The organism is Mycobacterium sp. NGS67 (assembly GCF_059812185.1).
In genome coordinates this window covers 41,708-61,369 of record NZ_JCALCF010000022.1, presented here as the reverse complement: position 1 = coordinate 61,369, position 19,662 = coordinate 41,708, and the positions used below count along the sequence as shown (strand labels likewise).

General features: G+C 66.5%; 14 protein-coding genes. 9 read left to right on the top strand and 5 right to left on the bottom strand.

All coding sequences use genetic code 11. The annotated features are described in order from the left end of the window. Positions 1-28: 28 nt before the first annotated feature. The 4 genes from AC5Y4D_RS19725 (at position 29) to AC5Y4D_RS19710 (ending at position 3,419) form a co-directional block, all read left to right on the top strand. The gene (locus AC5Y4D_RS19725) at positions 29-619 is read left to right on the top strand and encodes an Rv1363c family protein (protein ID WP_500038000.1); all 591 of its coding nucleotides are present in this window, start codon (positions 29-31) and stop codon (positions 617-619) included. Then, on the top strand, positions 616-1,347 hold the full coding sequence (locus tag AC5Y4D_RS19720; RefSeq protein WP_500037999.1) for a hypothetical protein: 732 nt from the start codon (positions 616-618) through the stop codon (positions 1,345-1,347). Before AC5Y4D_RS19725 ends, AC5Y4D_RS19720 begins: the two co-directional genes overlap by 4 nt. Positions 1,348-1,355: 8 nt before the next feature. Continuing rightward, positions 1,356-1,847, top strand: coding sequence for a CAP domain-containing protein (locus tag AC5Y4D_RS19715; RefSeq protein ID WP_500037998.1), 492 nt, complete (start codon positions 1,356-1,358; stop codon positions 1,845-1,847). 183 nt (positions 1,848-2,030) lie between these two features. Further along, the gene (locus AC5Y4D_RS19710; RefSeq protein WP_500037997.1) at positions 2,031-3,419 is read left to right on the top strand and encodes an MBL fold metallo-hydrolase; all 1,389 of its coding nucleotides are present in this window, start codon (positions 2,031-2,033) and stop codon (positions 3,417-3,419) included. Positions 3,420-3,451: 32 nt separating this feature from the next. Here AC5Y4D_RS19710 and AC5Y4D_RS19705 read toward each other — a convergent pair whose 3' ends face one another. Together AC5Y4D_RS19705 and AC5Y4D_RS19700 are read right to left on the bottom strand one after the other, a co-directional pair. Next, on the bottom strand, positions 3,452-3,754 hold the full coding sequence (locus AC5Y4D_RS19705) for a hypothetical protein (protein WP_500037996.1): 303 nt from the start codon (positions 3,752-3,754) through the stop codon (positions 3,452-3,454). A 115-nt stretch (positions 3,755-3,869) separates the two neighbouring features. Beyond that, positions 3,870-8,000 carry a bifunctional nitrate reductase/sulfite reductase flavoprotein subunit alpha gene (locus AC5Y4D_RS19700; protein WP_500037995.1) on the bottom strand — a complete coding sequence of 1,377 codons (4,131 nt, stop codon included), beginning with the start codon at positions 7,998-8,000 and terminating at the stop codon, positions 3,870-3,872. A gap of 322 nt (positions 8,001-8,322) precedes the next feature. Here AC5Y4D_RS19700 and AC5Y4D_RS19695 point away from each other — a divergent pair, with 322 nt between their 5' ends. Beyond that, the gene (locus AC5Y4D_RS19695; protein WP_500037994.1) at positions 8,323-8,814 is read left to right on the top strand and encodes an LppP/LprE family lipoprotein; all 492 of its coding nucleotides are present in this window, start codon (positions 8,323-8,325) and stop codon (positions 8,812-8,814) included. A 36-nt stretch (positions 8,815-8,850) separates the two neighbouring features. On the opposite strand, the gene AC5Y4D_RS19690 is transcribed toward AC5Y4D_RS19695, so the two are convergent. Next, positions 8,851-10,788, bottom strand: coding sequence for an acyl-CoA dehydrogenase family protein (locus AC5Y4D_RS19690; protein WP_499992560.1), 1,938 nt, complete (start codon positions 10,786-10,788; stop codon positions 8,851-8,853). 90 nt (positions 10,789-10,878) lie between these two features. Between AC5Y4D_RS19690 and AC5Y4D_RS19685 the strand changes: the two genes are divergently transcribed. Beyond that, a complete protein-coding gene (locus AC5Y4D_RS19685; RefSeq protein ID WP_500037993.1) occupies positions 10,879-11,460 on the top strand; it encodes a methyltransferase family protein in 582 nt (193 codons plus the stop codon). Between the two features lie 157 nt (positions 11,461-11,617). Here the strand turns inward: AC5Y4D_RS19685 and AC5Y4D_RS19680 are convergent, their stop codons facing one another. Next, positions 11,618-14,482, bottom strand: a complete 2,865-nt coding sequence (locus AC5Y4D_RS19680) for an ATP-binding cassette domain-containing protein (protein ID WP_500037992.1) — start codon at positions 14,480-14,482, stop codon at positions 11,618-11,620. A 122-nt stretch (positions 14,483-14,604) separates the two neighbouring features. Further along, entirely contained in the window at positions 14,605-15,081 is a 477-nt protein-coding gene (locus tag AC5Y4D_RS19675) for a MarR family winged helix-turn-helix transcriptional regulator (protein ID WP_499945795.1), read from the bottom strand. 97 nt (positions 15,082-15,178) lie between these two features. Between AC5Y4D_RS19675 and AC5Y4D_RS19670 the strand changes: the two genes are divergently transcribed. The 3 genes from AC5Y4D_RS19670 (at position 15,179) to AC5Y4D_RS19660 (ending at position 19,620) form a co-directional block, all read left to right on the top strand. Further along, a complete protein-coding gene (locus AC5Y4D_RS19670) occupies positions 15,179-17,245 on the top strand; it encodes an ABC transporter ATP-binding protein (protein WP_500037991.1) in 2,067 nt (688 codons plus the stop codon). After that, a complete protein-coding gene (locus AC5Y4D_RS19665) occupies positions 17,242-18,090 on the top strand; it encodes a CbiQ family ECF transporter T component (protein WP_500037990.1) in 849 nt (282 codons plus the stop codon). Before AC5Y4D_RS19670 ends, AC5Y4D_RS19665 begins: the two co-directional genes overlap by 4 nt. A 102-nt stretch (positions 18,091-18,192) precedes the next feature. Next, positions 18,193-19,620 (top strand): amino acid permease, encoded by a 1,428-nt coding sequence (locus AC5Y4D_RS19660; protein ID WP_500038020.1) that lies wholly within the window; start codon positions 18,193-18,195, stop codon positions 19,618-19,620. Positions 19,621-19,662: the final 42 nt, after the last annotated feature.

Below are 19,662 nucleotides of genomic sequence, written 5' to 3'. Positions count from 1 at the left end.
CCCGGACCTGCCGTGAGCAAGGAGCAATATGACCGAACAACTTGAAATCACCGACGTCGAAGAACCCGACGGTGTCGACGAGCACGAGGATCCAGTCGCAAAGCGGCCAATCCCGCGCCGTCGCAATCCCTTTGCGCGGCTTTCCCGGCTCGGACGGGCACTGGTAGCCGCCGGTGTCGTCGTGGCGGCGCTGGCCGGATTGACCGGCTGGCTCGGCTACCGCGCCTATCAGCAGCACCAATCGCAGGCTCAGCGCGAGCTGTTCGTCCGGACCGCCCGCCAGGGCGCGGTGAACCTCACCACGCTCGACTACACCGAGATCGATGCCGACGTGCAGCGAATCCTGGACCTGGCCACCGGCACGTTCCGCGACGATTTCGAACGCCGCGCCAAGCCCTTCATCGAACTGGTCAAGGTGGCCCAATCGAAATCTGAAGGCACGGTGACCGACGCCGGCGTGGAAGCTGAGCGCGGCGACTCGGCTCAGGTGCTGGTCGCGGTCGCCGTGAAGTCACGGACCGCGGCCGGGGAAGAGGCACCGCGGGAGTGGCGCATGCGGATCGAGGTCCGCGCGGTCGGCGACGACGCCAAGATGTCCAACGTGGTGTTCGTGCCATGACGACACTGAGCGCAACGCCCGTCGACGCGGACGAGATGACCGAATCCGCCGTGACACCAGCGGATTCCGAGGCGATCACCGACAACGAGGCGATCACCGACGACGAGGCGACCACAGACGACGAGGCGACATCGGAACCCACGAGTGACGAGGCGACATCGGAACCCACCGGCGACGAGGCCGGTGACGCGCCGGACGACGAGTCCGCGGATCCCGATCCGAAAGAGCGGCATCAGACCCCGATTGCCTGGACGCGGGTGCTCGCCTTCGGTGTGTTGCCCGGACTGGCGTTGGTGCTGGCGTTGACCGCCGGCTACTTCAAGTGGGTGGCATTCTCCGGTGACGAGGCGGCGCGGGCCCGAACGGAGTCGGTTCGGGTCGCCGGTGAGGATGCGGTCGCGCTTTTGTCCTACACCCCCGACTCGGCCGACAAGGATCTCGGCGCGGCCCGGGAACGCCTGACCGGCGAGTTCAAGGACGCCTACACGGCGTTGACCCGCCAGGTCGTCATCCCCGGCGCGAAAGACAAGCGCATTTCGGCGGTCGCGAAAGTCAACTCGGCGGCCTCGGTGTCGGCCACCGCCGACCATGCCGTGGTCCTGTTGTTCGTCAACCAGACAGTGACCATCGGAGACGGCGGAACCCCGACGGACACCCAGCCCGTGATTCGGGTGGTCTTGGACAAGGTCAGCGGACGATGGCTGGTGTCCCACTTCGATCCGGTGTGAGGACTTCGATGAACCGCTGGTTCCGCGTCGGCGCACCCGCCGCGATCGTGATCGTCGTATCACTCGGGGGAGTAGCTCCTGCTCGAGCCGACAACAAGAGGCTCAACGACAGCGTCATCTCCGGGGTCTACACCGTGCAGCATCAAGCGGGTTGCGTCAATGATGTCGTACCGAACAACTCGCTGTACCTGGCCGCCCAGTGGCATGCCGACGACATGATCGCGCACCGAAACATCAACGACGACACCGGATCCGACGGGTCGACTCCGCAATCCCGAGCCGACGCCGCGGGCTTCCGGGGCAGGGTCGCCGAGACCGTGGCGATCAACCCTGCGCTGGCCATCAGCAGCCTCGAAGTGTTTCAGCAGTGGTTCGACAACCCGGACTACCTGAGGATCATGCGGGACTGCGCCAACACCGCGATGGGGGTGTGGTCGAACAACAGCCTGGACCGCAGCGTGGTGGTTGCCCTCTACGGGCAGCCAGAGCAGCGGCGCTGATTAGACGGTTAAATTCAGCATGATTCGAGTCGGCCACCGGCGGTGGGCCTTCGAAAGACGTTGTCACCTGCACAAGCACGCCGTGCAGCCTGAACCAGGCGTGCTCGTTCTCGCCCAGGGTTACCCCAGCGCAGATCGGGGGAACCCTACGCTAAATCTGCCTCGGGCCGAGAGGAAGAGTCGATGATCTTCACCCAGCACTATCTAGAATGTCTGTCGCAGGCTTCGTACTTCATCGGAGACGAGAGTTCGGGCCGCGCCGTCGTCGTCGACCCCCGCCGGGATATCGCCGAGTATCTCGAAGAAGCAGCCCAACACGGCATGACGATTGAACGCGTCATCGAAACTCACATCCATGCCGACTTCCTCAGCGGACACTTGGAACTGGCGGCGGCCACCGGCGCGGTGATTTCTTACGGCAAGGACGCCGAGGTCGAGTTTCCGGTCGAACCACTGCACCACGGTCAGCGAATCTCGCTGGGAGAAGTCACCTTTGAGATATTGGCGACGCCGGGTCACACCCCAGAGTCGATCTCGGTAGTCGTCTACGAGCATCCCGACGACGAGGTGCCCTACGGGGTATGCACCGGGGACGCGCTGTTCGTCGGCGACGTCGGGCGCCCGGATCTGCTTGCCGACGAAGGCATTTCAGCCGAGGACCTGGCCCGCACGCTCTACGAGACGCTGCACGGCAAGCTGCTGAAATTGCCGGACGCCACCCGCGTGTTTCCCGCTCACGGCGCCGGCTCGACCTGCGGCAAGCAGTTGTCCAGCGAAACCCACTCCACCATCGGCGAGCAGCGGGAGACGAACTACGCAGCCAAGATCGACAACGTCGACGAATTCGTTGCGTCCCTGACCTCCGACCAGGCCACCCAACCGCGCTACTTCGAGTACGACTCACACCGCAATCGCGAACAGCGTCCACTGTTGAACGACGGGCCGCCCAGCCTGTTGGGTATCGACATCGTGGAGAAGCACATCGCCGCCGGCGTGACGCCGCTGGACGGCCGCGACCCAGCCGATTTCGCCGCCGGTCACCTGCGCGGCGCGATCAACGTCAGCCTCCAGGGGCGCTTCGCCGAATGGGCCGGTGGGGCACTGGAAATCGACCGGGACATCGTCTTGGTGGGAGATCCGGACAAGGCCGGTGAATCCCGGCTTCGGCTCGCGCGGGTGGGTCTGGATCGGGTGGTCGGGCAATTGGACGACCTCGCGTCGGTCTCCGACGACCGGCCCGAGCTGATCGAAACCACCAAGCGCTACAGCGCAGCTGATCTCGAGCGGCTGCGTAACTCGAGACCCAACCTGCAGATCGTCGATGTGCGCGGCAAAGCCGAGTTGGACGACGGCAAGATTCCGGGTTCGCACCACATTCCGCTGCCGGCGCTGCCCGACTCGCTGGACCGGTTGGACAGAGCGGCTCCGGTGGTCACCTATTGCGCGAGCGGTACCCGCTCCATGATCGCCGCCAGTCTTTTCCAGGCGTCGGGCTTCGATGACGTCGCGGACCTCGTCGGCGGTTTCGGCGACTGGGAGGATGCGGGCTTACCGGTCGACCGCGGGGAATGACCCATCGCAGGACCCGCCCGCCGCCTGATTCGCTAGTGGTTGGACACCGACCGGTCCGCGTCCGGATTCGGCTCGGTGACGTCGCAAACGCACAGTCGGGTGACCTCGGGAGAGGAACGCCGCAGCAGCGTCCCGCGCCTGAGCATCTGGTGTTGCTTGAAGACCTTGTCCCGCTGGTTCTGCGAGAACGCCAGATCCAGGTTCACCGGAAATCCGGCCCAATCCACCTGGTCAGCGGGTGCACTGCCGTTTCGGCCACCGTTACGCGACCTGCAGTGCAGGGGACAGGCGGTGGTTTCGGCACCATCATCGGGACCATCAGGCTTGCGAGCCACGCGAACGACCCTCCCTTGAGTGCGCAAATCTCTAGGGTGAATGGTGCGACTCCGATGTTTCGTCAACTGGTGCGTGACGTTTCCGTCAAATTACGGATCTACCCAATTGTCGGCATTAATACACGTCGCGGTGGTACCGCTTGTCGGCGCTCAGGGAGCGCACGTAGGCGCGGGCCTCGTCGCTGCCGAGGTTCCCGTGCTGCGCCGCGATGTCGCAGATCGCCTGGTCGACGTCCTTGGCCATCGGATCGGCATTGCCGCACACGTACAGTTGTGCTCCGTCCTGTAACCATCGCCACAGCTGCGCGCCCCGTTGGCGCATCAGGTGCTGTACGTAGACCTTTTCCTGCTGGTCGCGGGAGAACGCCAGGTCCAACTCGGTGAGCAGGCCGTCGGCGTGCATCGCCCGGATCTCGTCGCGGTAATAGAAATCGGTGGCGGCGTGCTGCTCGCCGAAGAACAGCCAGTTGGGACCGGTGTGGCCGAGCGCGCGTCGTTCCTGCAGAAAGCCGCGAAACGGCGCGATACCGGTCCCGGGGCCGACCATGATCATCGGGGTCTGCGGGTCGGTCGGTGGCCTGAAGTTCTTCGCCGTCCGCACGAACACCGCGATCTGGTCGTTGGGGGAGCGGTCGGCGAGGTACGTCGAGCACACTCCGCGCCGCGGCACCCCCCGGAAGTTGTAGCGCACCGGCGAGACCGTCAGGTGCACCTCGCCCGGGTGCTCCTTGGGGCTCGACGAGATCGAGTACAGCCGTGGCTGCAGCGGTTTGAGCACACTGAGCCACTCATCGGCGGACGCGCTGACGGGCGCCTGCGCGAGCAGATCCACCGACTGACGCCCCCATGACCAATCCGCAAGCGCGGCCCGGCTTTCCGGCTTCAGCAACTCAGCGAGTCGACCGGCGACGTCCGCGTCGATGGTGCGCTCGCCGACGAATTGCAGCATCGCCCGACTGAGGTGGGCGATCTCGAAGCGGTCGGTGAGGGCGGCGCGCAACGACATCGAGCCGTGGCCGTCGACCTGCACCTCGGTGTGGCCGTCCAGACCGGTGGCGGTCAGCCATTCGTCGACGAACCCGTCGTTGTTGTGCGGCCACACCCCCAGCGCGTCACCAGCCTCGTAGCTGACGCTTCCCTGTGGAACGTGAAAGACCAACTGCCGCACGTCTTTTGCCGACTTTGGCCGGCTCAGGGTGGTGTTGCGGATGAGGTCGGTCACCAGCGGCCGCTGCTTCGAGTACTTCTCGGGCTCGCGGGTGGGGACAACAGGTAGGGGGTTAACCGGTTTGGCCGGGTGGCTATCGAGTGCTTTCACGATGTCGTCCAGCCACCGCGCGGCGGTGTCGTCGTAGTCCGGTTCGCAGTCGACACGGTCGGTGATACGGGTCGCGCCGAGCTCGGCGAGCCGATTTTCGAGCTTGCGCCCATAACCGCAGAAGTCGTCGTAGTTGGAGTCTCCGAGCGCCAGCACGGCGTACCGGATGCCCGCCAGACGCGGTGCGTCTCGGGTGTTCAGCGCCCACCACAGCCCGGCGCCGTTGTCCGGCGGGTCGCCGTCGCCAGTGGTGCTGGTGATCAGCAGCAGCTCACCTGCCCCGGGCAGGTCGGCGACCGGAAATTCGTCCATGGCCCGCAGCGCCGCCGGTATTCCGGCTGCGCGCAAGCCGTCGGCGACGACGGCGGCGAGCTCCTCGGCGTTACCGGTCTGGGATGCCCACAACACCACGACGGGCGCACGGTCCGGTACCGCCTCGGGACTCGGCGAGGCGGCGGGGTCACCAGTCGACATCCCGGCCAGCACACCGTCCAGCCACATCCTGGTGCGAACGTCGAACGGGGCAGTGGCCGGCAGCGTCGGTACCGAAGTCGTCGAGTGGCCAGCGTGCACCCGCATGCCGGCAAACAGCCCGGCCAGATAGGCGCGCCCGCACTCGTCGAACTCGGGAATGGGTTCGCTTGCCACCCCGAGGAATTCAGCGATCGCGTCGATCTGGGCGAGGCTCGCCTGCACCGACCGACCGGGCTGGCCGCCCGCGGGTTCGCGTGCCGGGGCGACCTTGGACAAGGTGACGGCGCAGACTTTGTATTCGGGTTGGCGCGATACCGGGTCGACGGCGTCGTTGGTGACCGCGTTGATCGCCAGGTACTCGCCGAAGACGTCGTTCCAGTGAAACGGCGCGAAGCAATTGCCGGGTAGCACCCGATCGGTGACCGTGGCCGGCAACACCGCGCGGCCGCGGCGAGACGCGACCTCGACCCGGTCGCCGTCGCAGATCTGCAGGCGGGCAGCGTCTTCGGGGTGGACTTCGACGAATGGCCCGGGGTTGAGCTTGTTGAGTTTGGCGACCTTGCCCGTCTTGGTCATGGTGTGCCATTGGTGCGCCAGTCGTCCGGTGTTGAGCAACAACGGATAGTCGGCATCCGGCATCTCGTCGGGCAGTAGATGCGGACGGGCATAGAACACTGCCCGGCCGTCCGGGGTCGGGAAGGCCAGTCGGGGCCGTTGACCGTCCTCGCGGATGAATTGTCGTTGGCTGGCACCGTCGTTGAGGTACCGGATGGGGTTGCGGTCGGTGGTGCTGTCCGGTGGGCACGGCCACTGCACCGGGGACCGGCGCAGCCGTTCGTAGCTGACGCCGCGAATGTCGTAGCCTGTCTTGGGGTTCCAGAACCGTTTGATCTCCTCGAACACTTCCTCGGCGCAGGTGTAGGAGAAGTGCTCGGAAAAGCCCATCGCGCAGGCGATCCGGGCGATGATCTGCCAGTCCGGTAGCGCCTGCCCCGGCGCGTCGACCGCCGCCTGGAACAGGCTCAGGTTGCGCTCGGAGTTGACCATCACACCGTCGGACTCGGTCCACAACGTCGCCGGCAGCAACACATCGGCGTATTCGTTGGTCTCGGTCTCCAGGAACGCGTCCTGGGTGATCACCAGTTCGGCTCGCTCCAGGCCGGCCAGCACCGTCTTGCGATTCGCCACGGTGGCAACGGGGTTGGTGCAGATGATCCAGCACGCCTTGATCCGGCCGTCGGCCATCCGGGCGAACATGTCGATCACTCCGTCGCTGACGTCGGAGCACAGCGACCCGCGCGGGATGCCCCATTGTTCCTCGGTGAAGGCGCGGTCCTCGGCGCAGGTGATCGAGCGTTGGCCCGGCAATCCCGGCCCCATATAGCCCATTTCGCGGCCGCCCATGGCGTTGGGTTGTCCGGTCAGGGAAAAGGGGCCGCTGCCCGGCCTGCAGATCGCGCCGGTTGCCAGGTGCAGATTGCAGATCGCGTTGGTGTTCCAGGTGCCGTGGGTGCTCTGGTTGAGGCCCATCGTCCAGCAGCTCATCCAGTTGCCGGCTTCGCCGATCCAGCGGGCCGCGGTGCGAAGGTCGTCGACGGGGATGCCGGTGATCTCACTGACCGTCTCCGCATCGAATTGCTGCAGGAAGTCCGGCATGGCTGCCCAGCCGGTGGTGAACTCGGAGATGAATTCGGCGTCGGTGTGCCCATTTTCGACGATCAGCTGCAGCAGTCCGTTGAGCAGCGCCAGATCCGTACCCGGTGAGATCTGCAGGAAGAGATCGGCCTTGGCCGCGGTGGCGGTGCGGCGCGGGTCGACGACGATCAGTTTGGCGCCCGCTTTGACCCGTTCCATCATGCGCAAGAACAGGATCGGATGGCAGTCGGCCATATTGGCGCCGATGACGAAGAACACGTCGGCGTGCTCGAAGTCCTGGTAAGAGCCGGGAGGTCCGTCGGCGCCCAGGGAAAGTTTGTAGCCCGAACTGGCACCGGCCATGCACAGTCGCGAGTTCGATTCGATCTGGTTGGTACCGATGAAGCCCTTGGCCAGCTTGTTCGCCAGATACTGGGCCTCCAGCGACATCTGACCCGACACATACAGGGCGACGGCATCCGGGCCGTGTTCGTCGACGATGGCCCGTAGCCGTTCGGCGGCCGCGGCGATGGCGGTGTCGGTGTCCACCGAATCCAGCGGCTGGCCTCGGTCGGTCCTCGAGTAGGCCGTCTCGGCGCGACCCGACGCGGCCAGCAAGTCCAGGGTGGTGGCGCCTTTGGTGCACAGCCGGCCGAAGTTCGCCGGATGATCCTTGCGCCCAGTCGAATTGGTGATGTGACGTCGGCCGCTTTCGGGATCGGTTGTGATCTGCAACACCACTCCGCAGCCGACACCGCAATAGGCGCACAGGGTTTGCACGTCCTGGTTGTTTGCAGCCGCCTCGGGCCTCCTCGCCACGCCCGACGTCCTTCCTGACTGTGTCGCAGTGGTCTGCTGAATCGTGCGTCAAGGATGTTTCGGGGCAGAGGGCTCGAGGTTTCATCCGTTTTACGGTCTGCTCGCAGCACCTCGCCTTCACCAGTGCGTTGCCGGAAACCGGGTGATAACCCATGCCCTCACAAAAGACCCTTGACCCGTGTCAAAGCTACCTACGCCCGGGCCCCATTTAGGCCTGACAGCTGCGGTTTTGACCAAACCTGACGGACATTCACAGGCGTTGTCCAGCAACGGATAGTCGAGGGTGGCCGACGTCACCGAGCCCCTTCGCTAAGCTCGCGACGTGCGTCATCGGTTCGGCACGATTCTTCTGATTGTGGGCTTGGCGGCTGCGGGGTGCGCGGAAAAGGCTCCGCCGCGCCCGGCCGCGAAGCCGGACAACTGCAAGGAGTCGGACGGCCCGACCGCCGATACGGTGCGCCGGGCCATCGCCGCGGTTCCGGTCGAAGTAACCGGCTCCACCTGGGTGGAAATCGGTCGTGGTCATACCCGTAAATGCCGGCTGCACTGGGCGCAGATCATTCCCACCATCGCGAGCGAGTCCACTCCGCAGCAGCTGCTGTTCTTTGACCGCAACAGACCGCTCGGCACGCCGACACCGAATCCGAAGCCTTACATCACCGTGCAGCCACCTGCCGATGACACCGTGACCGTCCAATACCGTTGGCGCGTCGGCAAGGACGAGGAATGTTGTCCCAGCGGAAGCGGCACGGTGAAGTTCCAGGTCGGCTCGGACGGCCGATTGCAGGCACTGGGCTCGATTCCGCACCAGTAGCAATCACCCTGCGGCAGTTGACTGCCGGTGGATGGCTCAGTCGGACAGATTCTCCGGATGCAGCATCTCGGCGTAGCGCAACGGTTCCGGGATGCCGAATCCGTCGACCAGTGCCCTGGCGTGCGGGCGCAGCACGCGGCAGCGGTCGTTGATGCCGCGCGTCACGGCCTTGGCCCGCTCGGTCGAGAGGTATCGGTGCTCGATAAACCAGGCTTTGTCGTCCTCGATCACCGACAGCGCATAAAGGTCGCAGATCACGTCGAGCAACTCCCGCGCCTCTTCGTCCGGACACGCGTCGATGCCGGCGACGAAGGCTTCCAGCACGATCCGGTCGATGTGCGCCTGCGCGGCGTGCAGCACGTGATCCTGCACCGCATTGAACGCGTCGAACGCCGACATCTCTCTGGATTTGCCCTGCAACCGACGCGCGACCGACGACAGCATGTATTCCTCGCGGTCTTCGAACATCGACACCTGGGTGCCCCGGTTGAACAGGCTGCCTTCCTCCTCGCTGTCCTGGCGGGCATCGACGATGCGCTGCATGATCGCTTCGGCCGCAGTGCGTTTCATCACCCGGTCACCAACGGTGTTGGCGGCGAAGAAAACCCACTCCACCGGACTCATGCTCTTGACGTCGTCGGCGTAGGCGGTCAGCAGCTCCTTGGCCACCAGCTGTGTCAGCACGTGGTTGTCGCCTTCGAATGTGGTGAACACGTCGGTGTCGGCACGCAGCGCGATCAGCCTGTTCTCCGCCATGTATCCCGCACCGCCGCAAGCCTCCCTGGCCTCCTGGATGGCGTGCGACGCATGCCAGGTGTTGGCGGCTTTGAGCCCCGCCGCCCGCGCTTCCAGCTCCCGCTGCTCCTCGGCGTCCACCACATCGGAGGTCTGCAGGTCGTGGCATTTCGATACCAGTTCGTTCTGCGCGAACTGCAGTGCGTAGGACCGCGCGATCAGTGGAAGCAGCCGGCGCTGATGCACCAGGTAGTCCATGATCAGCACTTCCTGGTCGTCGTCCGGGGAGGTGAACTGCTTGCGCTGCAACGCATATCGCGTGGCGATGTCCAAGGCCACCCGCGCTGCCGCACCCGCGCTGCCTCCCACCGTCACCCGCCCGCGGATCAGGGTGCCGATCATGGTGAAGAACCGGCGGTTGGGATTGTCGATCGGCGAACTGTAGGTGCCGTCAGGGGCGACGTCACCGTACTTGTTCAGCAGATTGACCCGCGGAACCCGGACCTGATCGAACATGATGCGACCGTTGTCGACTCCCGGCAGCCCGCCCTTGTAGTGGCAGTCCGACGTGGTCACGCCCGGCAGGTCGTTCCCGTCCTCGTCGCGAATCGGCACCAGCACGCAGTGCACTCCGTGGTTGACCGGTTCACCGTTCTCGTGGGTGATCAACTGCGCGAAAACCGCTGCCATTCGGGCGGTCTCGGCCGCGCCGCCGATATAGTCCTTCCGCGCCGTCGGGGTCTCGGAGTGGACGACGAACTCCTCGGTCTCCGCGTCATAGGTCGCCGTCGTCTCCAGCGACTGGACATCGCTGCCGTGTCCGGTCTCGGTCATCGCAAAACACCCCAGCAGGTCCAGGCTAATGATGTCCTCGATGTACGCGCCGTGGCGCTCGGTGCCCAGGTTCTCCACGGCACCACCGAACAGGCCCCACTGCACCCCAGCCTTGACCATCAGGGACAAATCCGACATGGCCAGCATCTCGATCATGGTGATGGCCGCCCCGACGTCCCCGGTGCCACCGTGCTCTTTGCGGAACCCTTCATCCGAGATGCCCGCGGTCGCCAGGATCTGCATCTGTTCGGCCACTTTCGCGCGGGCGATGACCGTGTTGGGTGTGTAGTGCGGACGGAACGCCTCGCCGCTGAGCTGGGCTCGAGTCTGGTTTCTCACGTCACGCCAGCGCCCGTCCAGCGCGTCTCGCAGATATTCGGCCGTGGTCTTTTTCTCTGACGCCATGCCCCGACCGTAGCCCGTCGCCGGTGCGGCCGTAACAAGTCGTTCCACTCCGACACGTCAGTGTCGTGGAATCATGGTTTCAGCCCGGCGATGGAGAGAACAGCGATGCCGCAATACCTGGCCGCACTGATGGTGGTGCTGCTGCTCGGCACGGTGGCGGGCCGCCTCTGGGTCCTGAAGAAAAACGGCATCCAGGCACTGCATTTCGGAAACCTCGACAACAGCGACTTCGCGATCCCGCCGGTGGCGCTGTTCTACTTCTACACGGTGTTCGCCGCGGCCTTCGGCTGGCCGCTGATCAGCACGCAGCGGTTCTTCAAGTCCACCGTCGTGGCCTGGATCGGGGTGGGGTTGTGCGCGTGCGCCATCGCGATTCTGGTCGGGAGCCTGGTCTCCTTCGGCCGAAGCTTCCGGGTGGGCATCGACGTCGACGAGCCCGGGCGCCTGGTCACCACCGGCATCTTCGCGGTCAGCCGCAACCCGATCTACGTCGGATTCTTCTTGTTCCTGGTCGGTCAGCTGTTGGTGTTCCCCAACTGGGTGCCGCTGTTCTACCTGGCCGCCGGCACCTGGTTGTTCCATCGACAGGTGTTGCGGGAAGAGGAGTTTCTGCGCGGGCACTACGGCCGGGAATTTGACGACTACTGCAGTCGCGTCCGGCGCTACGTCTGAGACCTCCGCAGCCCGTTCGACGTCCACGTCGTCCTGACCCGGGCCAATCCGACCCACCGTTATAGGGCACCAGCGCGGTTCTACGCCTTCGGTCTATCGTTGTCGGACAACGGGATTGGTGACGCTACCTGGACCGGCAATTTCGCCGCCAGCCCGGTCACCCGGTTCGTGCTGTTCGCGATGTCGCGGGAATGCGCAATCGGTATCTGACCAGCCCGGCCCACAACACTCCCAGGACCGCAAGCATGAGCATGTCGAAGACCCACCACCCCGAGTAGTGCGCCCACACCGCGTTCTGCTCGGCAAGCTTGTCCACCCGGCGCAGATCGACGGTGGAGGCCGCGGCCGCAAATCCCCACTGGGCCGGGACGAACCAGGACACCTGGTCGTAGCCCCAGGTGCCCACCAACGACACCAAGCCGCCGGCGAACAGCAAGGAAGCCAGCAGCACCGGGATGACCAGCGGCAGCACCTCACCCGAGGATCTGCCGAACGAGGACAGCGCCAGTCCGACGATCGCCGAGACGACGGCCGTCGCGGCCACACTGACATACAGCTCGAATTCCGCGCTGCCCAACAGGACCGCACCGCGCCCGGGCCCGCCTTTGCCGACGATCACGATGGTGGTCAGGATCGCTGCCTGTGCGGCCGCGACGAGGCCGAAAAAGACGATCTTGACAAGCAGATAGGCCGAGGCCGACAACCCGAGTTGCTGCTCACGCCGGAAGATGCGGCGCTCGGTGACCAGCGCGCGGATGGTTGCCGAGGTGCCCATCAGTACCGCCGCGAAGTTCAGCGCGGCAAGTATCGCGATGGCTTCGTGGGTGTTGCCCGACGACGGCGCCGGTCGGCCCAGCCCGGAATCGCCGGGAATCAGCAGCGTCAACCCGCCCAACGCGACCGGCAGCAGCATCAGGAACAGCAACTGGACGGGACTGGCCAGCACGCTGCGGGCCTGGCGTCGCACCGCCAGCCAGAACTGTCGGCCGAGGCCGGGTGCGGGCGGGGTCCGTTCGGGGAGGGCGACCGAGGGCGGTGCCGGGGCGGCCGTCGCATGTTGTCGGCGCAGGAATGCCTGGTGGGTGCCGTGCGGGTCGTTCGACACCCGAGCGAAGATCTCGAACCAGTCGGTGGTGCCCAGGGCTGAGTCGATGTGCGACGGCGGTCCGGCGAACGCCAACCGGCCCTCGGGGGTGAGCACCAGCACCTGGTCGCACAGATTCAGGTAGGTCAACGAGTTGGCCGACGTCACCGCCATCACCACGACACACCCGAGGTCGGCCTGACGGCGCAGCAACCCCATCACGTGTTTCTCCTGCGACGGGTCCAAGCCCGCGCCCGGCTCGTCGACCACCAGCATGGACGGCCGGGTGACCAGTTCGATCGCCAGCGACGCGCAGCGACGCAGTTCGGGCGGCAACTTGGACACCTTGGTCGTGCGATGCGGGGTCAACTCGAGCTCGTCGAGTATCTGGTCGACGACCCGGGAGTGATCCTCATCGGCGGTCGTCGCCGGCAGCCGCAACTCTGCCGCGTAGCCCAGCGCGCGCTCCACGGTGAGATTTGCGTGCACCCGGTTGTCCCGTGGCACCACGCCGATCCGGGACCGCATGGCCTCGGGTTCGGCGTGCACGTCATGGCCGTCCACCGTGAGGATGCCGGAGCTCAGGGTCCGGATACCGGCGAGCGCACCGGTCAACGCGAAATTGCGGGCTGCCGACGGGCCGACGACCGCGATCAGTGCACCGGGGCGCGTCGTGAACGACACGTCCGCCAACAGATCCTCGACTCCCAGCTGGTAGGCCGCCACCCCGAGCGTGCGCGCACCGGCCTGCAGCAGCGGCAGCCGACTTGTCTGCGGGGTGGGTTCGCCATCGTCCTGCGGGAGGAGCTTCCGGGTCGCCTCGGTCATCCGCTCGATCAGGCCGCGTCCTTTGGCCCGGGCGGCTTCCTCCGCCGGAGTGGGGAGCGGTGCCGCTACGGCCGGAGACTCCGTTGCGATGTAGCGAAAGGGTTTGGTGGGTCGCTCGGTCGGGGAGTGTTGTCCGGGGAAGAAGTCGAGGGGCGCCGCCGGGATGGCGGCGGTGGCCGGCTCGACGGGGATGCGGCTGGTCTCCAGGTCTTCGTCCCCCGGCTGCTGGGTGACGTCACCGAGCGTCACGCCAGCGTGGCCGTCGGCGTCGAGCGTCACGCCAGCGTGAGGCTCGTCGGTCGGGATGCCAGCGGTGGCCGGCTCGACGGGGATGCGGCTGGTCTCCGGGTCTTCGTCCCCTGGCTGCTGGGCGACGTCACCGAGCGTCACGCCAGCGTGAGGCTCGGCGGTCGGGATGCCGGCGGTGGCCGGCTCGACGGGGATGCGGCTGGTCTCCGGGTCTTCGTCCCCCGTCTTCTGGGCGACGTCACCGAGCGTCACGCCAGCGTGGCCGTCGGCGTCGAGCGTCACGCTAGCGTGAGGCTCGGCGGTCGGGACGGGAGGCGCGGCTGGCTCGTCGGGCACCGCGGGCGGCTCGGCGGTCGGGACGGGAGGAGCGGGCGGCTCGTCGGGCAGCGCCGGGATGCGCGCGGTCTCCGGCTCTCCCGAGAGGTGCGGTTGCACCGGGATCAGACCGGTGGCGGGTTCGGGGTCGGGCAGTCGTTCGGGGCGCGGCACTCCGAGCGGATCGGTGTCGGACGGGGGCGCGTCGTCGGCGGCGGAGACCTGGAAGGTCAGTCGCGGCCCGTGCTCAGGGTCGCCGATCGCGATCGTCTGGCCGTCACGGATGTCCACCGTCGACATCCGGGTTCCGTCGAGGAAAAGGCCGTGCTGACTCTGGTCGACGGCGAGCCAATGGGTGCCGGCGAACCGCAGCACCAGATCGGGGACCGGTTGCGCCGCATCGTCAGGGACGGCGAGGCCGGGACGGTCCAGTCGGATGTCGCAGTGCCCGCCGTGGCCCACGATCACGTCGCGGCCCGGGGTGAAGAAGTACCGTGACGATCCGACCCAGACGGTCAACGGGGAGGCATCGGGTATGGCCGGCACCTTTCATTCTCGATTGCCGATCGGTCCCAGAAGCGCGGACCAGGGCACCGTGTAGTGCCCTGCGTCAAGTGTCTACCCACGGACGCGGTCTATCCACCTGCAGTGTCGGCGTATGGGCCGGATCAGAGTGTGTTGCGGCCCGGTGCGGTCGCGGCGTTCTGCAACAGACGTCGCAACACGTCGACGGCGTCGGCCAGCACCTGACGCTCGGCCGGTTCCAGCCGGGACAGTTGCGGTTCGATGGCGGCGGCCCGGTCTCGGCGCACCGCGTTGAGCATGTGCAGCCCCGCGGGGGTGATGCGGATGCGGACCGCGCGGGCATCGCCGGGGTCGACGGTGCGCGACACCAGCCCGGCCTCCTCGAGTCGCCGCACCTGCGTAGTCATCGTCGGCTGAGAACAGTGGTCGACGGCGGCCAGGTCGCCGATACGGGCCTCACCCTGAGCATCGATGGTGGCCAGTAGCCGAGCCTGCGCCGCGGGCAGCGGCATCTGGATGCGCTGGGTGGCCAACCGATTCAACCGCGCAACCACGGCCAGCAGGTCCGCACCCAGACCGTGCGGGACCTCTGCGTCATCTGCCGTGACGGACGAAGACATGCGCTCATCGTTGCATAGCTTTGCTATGCGAGCACCACCCTGGGTTACCCCTATGTGCTGCACCGGCTTAGCTGCCGTGCCTGGCAGAATCGGACAAGTGACACCGCCCGACCCGCCGCCTTCGCAACAACGGGGTGGCCCCCTGCGCCCCAGCGAATTGGCGCAGGCATCGGTCATGGCGGCGCTATGCGCGGTGACCGCGATCATTTCGGTCGCCGTGCCGTTTGCCGCGGGACTGTCCCTGCTGGGCACCGTGCCCACCGGGCTGCTCGCCTACCGCTACCGGCTGCGGGTGCTGCTGACCGCGACGGTCGCCGCATCCGTCATCGCGTTCCTGATCGCCGGCAGCGGCGGGCTGGGTGCGGTCATCCAGAGCGCCTACATCGGCGGGCTGACCGGCATCATCAAACGCAAGAACCGCGGCACGCTCACCGTGGTGGTCTCGTCGCTGATCGCCGGCCTGATATTCGGTGCCGGCAACGTCGGGCTGCTGATGGCCTTGACCCGGCTGCGGCACTTGATGCGCGATGCCATCACCGCCAACGTGGAGGGGCTCGCGTCGTTTCTGAGCCGCATCCATTTGGAGAGTGTGGGGTTCTGGCTGAAGTTCGCGTTCGAGTTCTCGTTGCGCTACTGGCAGTTGGTCCTACTCGGCATCGTCACCGCCGGGATCATGGTCGTGTCCCTGGTCGGTTGGTGGGCATTGTCTCGGCTGCTGGAGCGCATGCGGGGCATCCCCGACGTGCACAAACTCGACGCCCCCGCCGGTGACGCCGACGATGCGCCCGTCGGGCCGGTTCCGGTGCGGTTGGAGGACGTGCGTTTCCGCTACCCCGGCGCCGCCCAGGACGCGCTGCGCGAGATCAGCATGGAGCTCCGGGAAGGTGAACACGTCGCCATCACCGGGGCGAACGGCTCCGGCAAGACCACGCTGATGCTGATCCTGGCCGGGCGGGAGCCGACGTCGGGCACCGTGCATCGCCCGGGTGCGGTGGGCCTGGGCAAACTCGGCGGCACCGCGATCGTCCTGCAGCATCCGGAGAGCCAGGTGTTGGGCACCCGCGTCGCCGACGACGTGGTCTGGGGGTTGCCGCCAGGCACCAAGACTGATGTCGAGAAGTTGCTGGGCGAGGTGGGCCTGGCCGAACTGGCCGAACGCGACACCGGCAGCCTGTCCGGGGGCGAACTGCAACGACTCGCGCTGGCGGCCGCGCTGGCCCGCGAGCCCGCGATGCTGATCGCCGACGAGGTCACCACGATGGTCGATCAACAGGGCAAAGAGGGGCTGCTGAGCGTGCTGTCCGGTCTGACGAAACGACACCGGACCGCCCTGGTGCACATCACGCATTACAGCAACGAGGCCGAATCTGCCGACCGCACAGTCAAACTCAGCGATTCGCCGGACAACACCGGCATGGGTCAGGCGGCCGCAGCGCCGCCCGCGGAGGCGAACCTGAGCGAAGCCCGGCACGCGCCGGCGCTCGAACTGGTGGGCGTCGGTCACGAATACGGCATCGGGACCCCATGGGCCAAGACCGCACTGCGCGACGTCACTTTCGTGGTGGAGCAGGGCGATGGCGTGCTGATCCACGGCGGCAACGGTTCGGGCAAGTCGACACTGGCGTGGATCATGGCCGGACTCACCCAACCCACCAGCGGCGCCTGCCTGCTGGACGGGCGGCCCACCCACGAGCAGGTCGGGGCGGTGGCGCTGTCCTTCCAGGCGGCCCGGTTGCAGCTGATGCGTAACCGCGTCGACCTGGAAGTGGCTTCGGCGGCCGGGTTTTCGCACAAGGACGAGGACCGGGTGGTGGCGGCGCTCGGCGTCGTGGGGCTGGACCCGGCGCTGGCCAAACGCAGCATCGACCAGCTCAGCGGCGGCCAGATGCGGCGGGTGGTGCTGGCCGGACTGCTCGCGTGTTCGCCCAAGGCGCTGATCCTCGACGAGCCGCTGGCCGGGCTGGACACTGCCAGTCAGCAGGGCCTGGTGCGTTTGCTGGAGGATCTGCGCCGCGAGCGCGGCCTGACGGTGGTGGTGATATCCCATGACGTCGCGGGCATGGAGACCCTGTGCCCGCGTGTCCTGCATCTGCGGGACGGTGTCCTGGACTCCGCGCCAGCGTCGACCTCCCCGGCGTTGCAGGGACCGGGAGGTGTGTCGTGACGGTGACGTCCGCCGCGTCGCGGCAAGACAAGCGCAAGCCCGGCCGTCCCGTCGTACTGCTGGTGCCGATACCCGGCGGCTCACCCATCCACGACCTCTGGGCGGGCACCAAGCTGGTCGCCGTCTTCACCATCTCGGTACTGCTCGCGTTCTACCCGGGCTGGACGATGATCGGGCTCATGGCGGCGCTGGTGCTCGCCGCGATTCGGATTGCGCGCATTCCGCGCGGTGCGCTGCCGTCGATACCTCGCTGGTTGTGGATTGTGTTGGCGCTCGGCGGTATTACCGCCGCACTGGCCGGTGGCGATCCGGTGGTCTCGTTTGCCGGCGTCGAGATTGGACTCGGCGGGTTCTTGAACTTCCTGCGCATCACCACCTTGACGTTGATCTTGCTGGCATTGGGCGGGTTGGTGTCCTATACCACCAACGTCGCCGAAATCGGTCCTGCCGTAGCGACTTTGGGACGACCGCTGCGGTTGCTGCGGATGCCGGTCGACGAGTGGGCGGTGGCTTTGGCGCTCGCGCTGCGCGCCTTCCCGATGCTGATCGACGAATTCCAGGTCCTCTACGCCGCACGACGGTTGCGCCCGAAACCGACCCCGAAGAGCCGCAAGGAAAAACGCCAGCAACGCAGGATGGAAGTGATCGACCTGCTGGCGGCCGCCATCACGGTGACGCTGCGACGCGCCGACGAGATGGGCGACGCGATCACCGCCCGCGGCGGCACCGGGCAGCTCTCCGCCAACCCGCGCAGGCCGAAACTCGCCGACTGGATGACATTGACGATCACCGCCGTGGTTGGAGCCGCGGGAGTGGTGATCGAGACAATCCTCACCGTCGCCTGAGGCCCGGGGCGCAACTGTCGCCGTGCTGCGGGTGGCTCATAATCAGCGGAGCTACCGACGGGAGGGCAGTTGCCGGATATTTCGATCAGCATCAAAGAGCAGATGCTGCGCCGGCGTCCGGTGGGTGGTGCCCCGGTCGCGGAGGGTGCTTCATCCGGCCTCAAGCGCAGCTTCGGGACTTTTCAGCTCACCCTGTTCGGTGTCGGGTCGACGATCGGCACGGGGATCTTCTTCGTGCTGTCCCAGGCTGTGCCCGAGGCCGGTCCCGGCGTGATCGTCTCATTCCTCATCGCCGGACTCGCCGCCGGCCTGGCCGCCATCTGCTATGCCGAATTGGCTTCGGCCGTACCGGTTTCCGGGTCGTCGTATTCCTACGCGTACACCACGCTGGGCGAGGTGGTGGCTATGGTCGTGGCGGCGTGTCTGCTGCTGGAATACGGGGTCGCGACGGCCGCGGTGGCGGTGGGGTGGAGCGGCTACCTGAACAAGCTGCTGCACAATCTGTTCGGGTTCTCGTTGCCGCATGCGCTCTCGGCGGCGCCGTGGGACAAGCTGCCCGACGGCGTCTCGCACGGTTGGGTGAACCTGCCGGCGGTCATCCTCATCGTCATGTGCGCGCTGCTGCTGATCCGCGGCGCCAGCGAATCGGCGAAAGTCAACACCGTCATGGTGTTGGTCAAGCTGGGCGTGCTGGGCATGTTCGTCGTCATCGCGTTCACCGCTTTCGACGACGGCAATCTCAAGGATTTCGCGCCTTTCGGGGTCGCGGGCATCGGCTCGGCGGCGGGCACCATCTTCTTCTCCTACATCGGTTTGGATGCGGTCTCCACCGCCGGCGACGAGGTCAAGGACCCACAGAAGACGATGCCGCGCGCGTTGCTGTCGGCGTTGTTCGTCGTCACCGGCGTGTACGTACTCGTCGCCGTGGCCGCGCTCGGCACCCAGCCGTGGCAGAACTTCGCAAAGCAGGAGAACGCCGGACTGGCCACCATCCTCGACAGCGTCACGCGCGGTACGTGGGCGGGCACGATTCTGGCTGCGGGCGCGGTCATTTCGATTTTTACGGTCACGCTGGTCACGCTGTACGGGATGACCCGCATCCTGTTCGCCATGGGTCGTGACGGTCTGCTGCCCGCGTGGTTCGCGAGGGTGAACCCGCGCACTATGACTCCGGTGAACAACACGGTGATGGTCGCGGTCGTAGCGTCGGCGTTGGCCGCGTTCGTACCGCTGGACAAGCTGGCCGACATGGTGTCGATCGGGACGTTGACCGCCTTCATCGTGGTTTCGGCGGGGGTGATCATCCTGCGGGTGCGTGAACCTGATCTGCCGCGCGGGTTCCGGATGCCCGGTTACCCTGTCACGCCGGTGCTTTCGATGTTGGCGTGCGGGTACATCCTGCTCAGTCTGCACTGGTACACGTGGTTGGCGTTCGGCGGCTGGATCGCCGCGGCGTTGATCTACTACTTCGCGTGGGGACGGCATCACAGTGCGCTCAATGCGGCGGAGGCGCGGGGTGCGTCGTCGTAGCACACGGTTGTGCGTCCGGTCGGACCCGCTTCAGGCGTCGAG

Coding starts and splice junctions, on each gene's coding strand:
- AC5Y4D_RS19725 (WP_500038000.1), top strand. CDS start 29: ATGACCGAACAACTTGAAATCACCGACGTCGAAGAACCCGACGGTGTC.
- AC5Y4D_RS19720 (WP_500037999.1), top strand. CDS start 616: ATGACGACACTGAGCGCAACGCCCGTCGACGCGGACGAGATGACCGAA.
- AC5Y4D_RS19715 (WP_500037998.1), top strand. CDS start 1,356: ATGAACCGCTGGTTCCGCGTCGGCGCACCCGCCGCGATCGTGATCGTC.
- AC5Y4D_RS19710 (WP_500037997.1), top strand. CDS start 2,031: ATGATCTTCACCCAGCACTATCTAGAATGTCTGTCGCAGGCTTCGTAC.
- AC5Y4D_RS19690 (WP_499992560.1), bottom strand. CDS start 10,788: ATGGCGTCAGAGAAAAAGACCACGGCCGAATATCTGCGAGACGCGCTG.
- AC5Y4D_RS19685 (WP_500037993.1), top strand. CDS start 10,879: ATGGAGAGAACAGCGATGCCGCAATACCTGGCCGCACTGATGGTGGTG.
- AC5Y4D_RS19675 (WP_499945795.1), bottom strand. CDS start 15,081: ATGTCTTCGTCCGTCACGGCAGATGACGCAGAGGTCCCGCACGGTCTG.
- AC5Y4D_RS19660 (WP_500038020.1), top strand. CDS start 18,193: ATGCTGCGCCGGCGTCCGGTGGGTGGTGCCCCGGTCGCGGAGGGTGCT.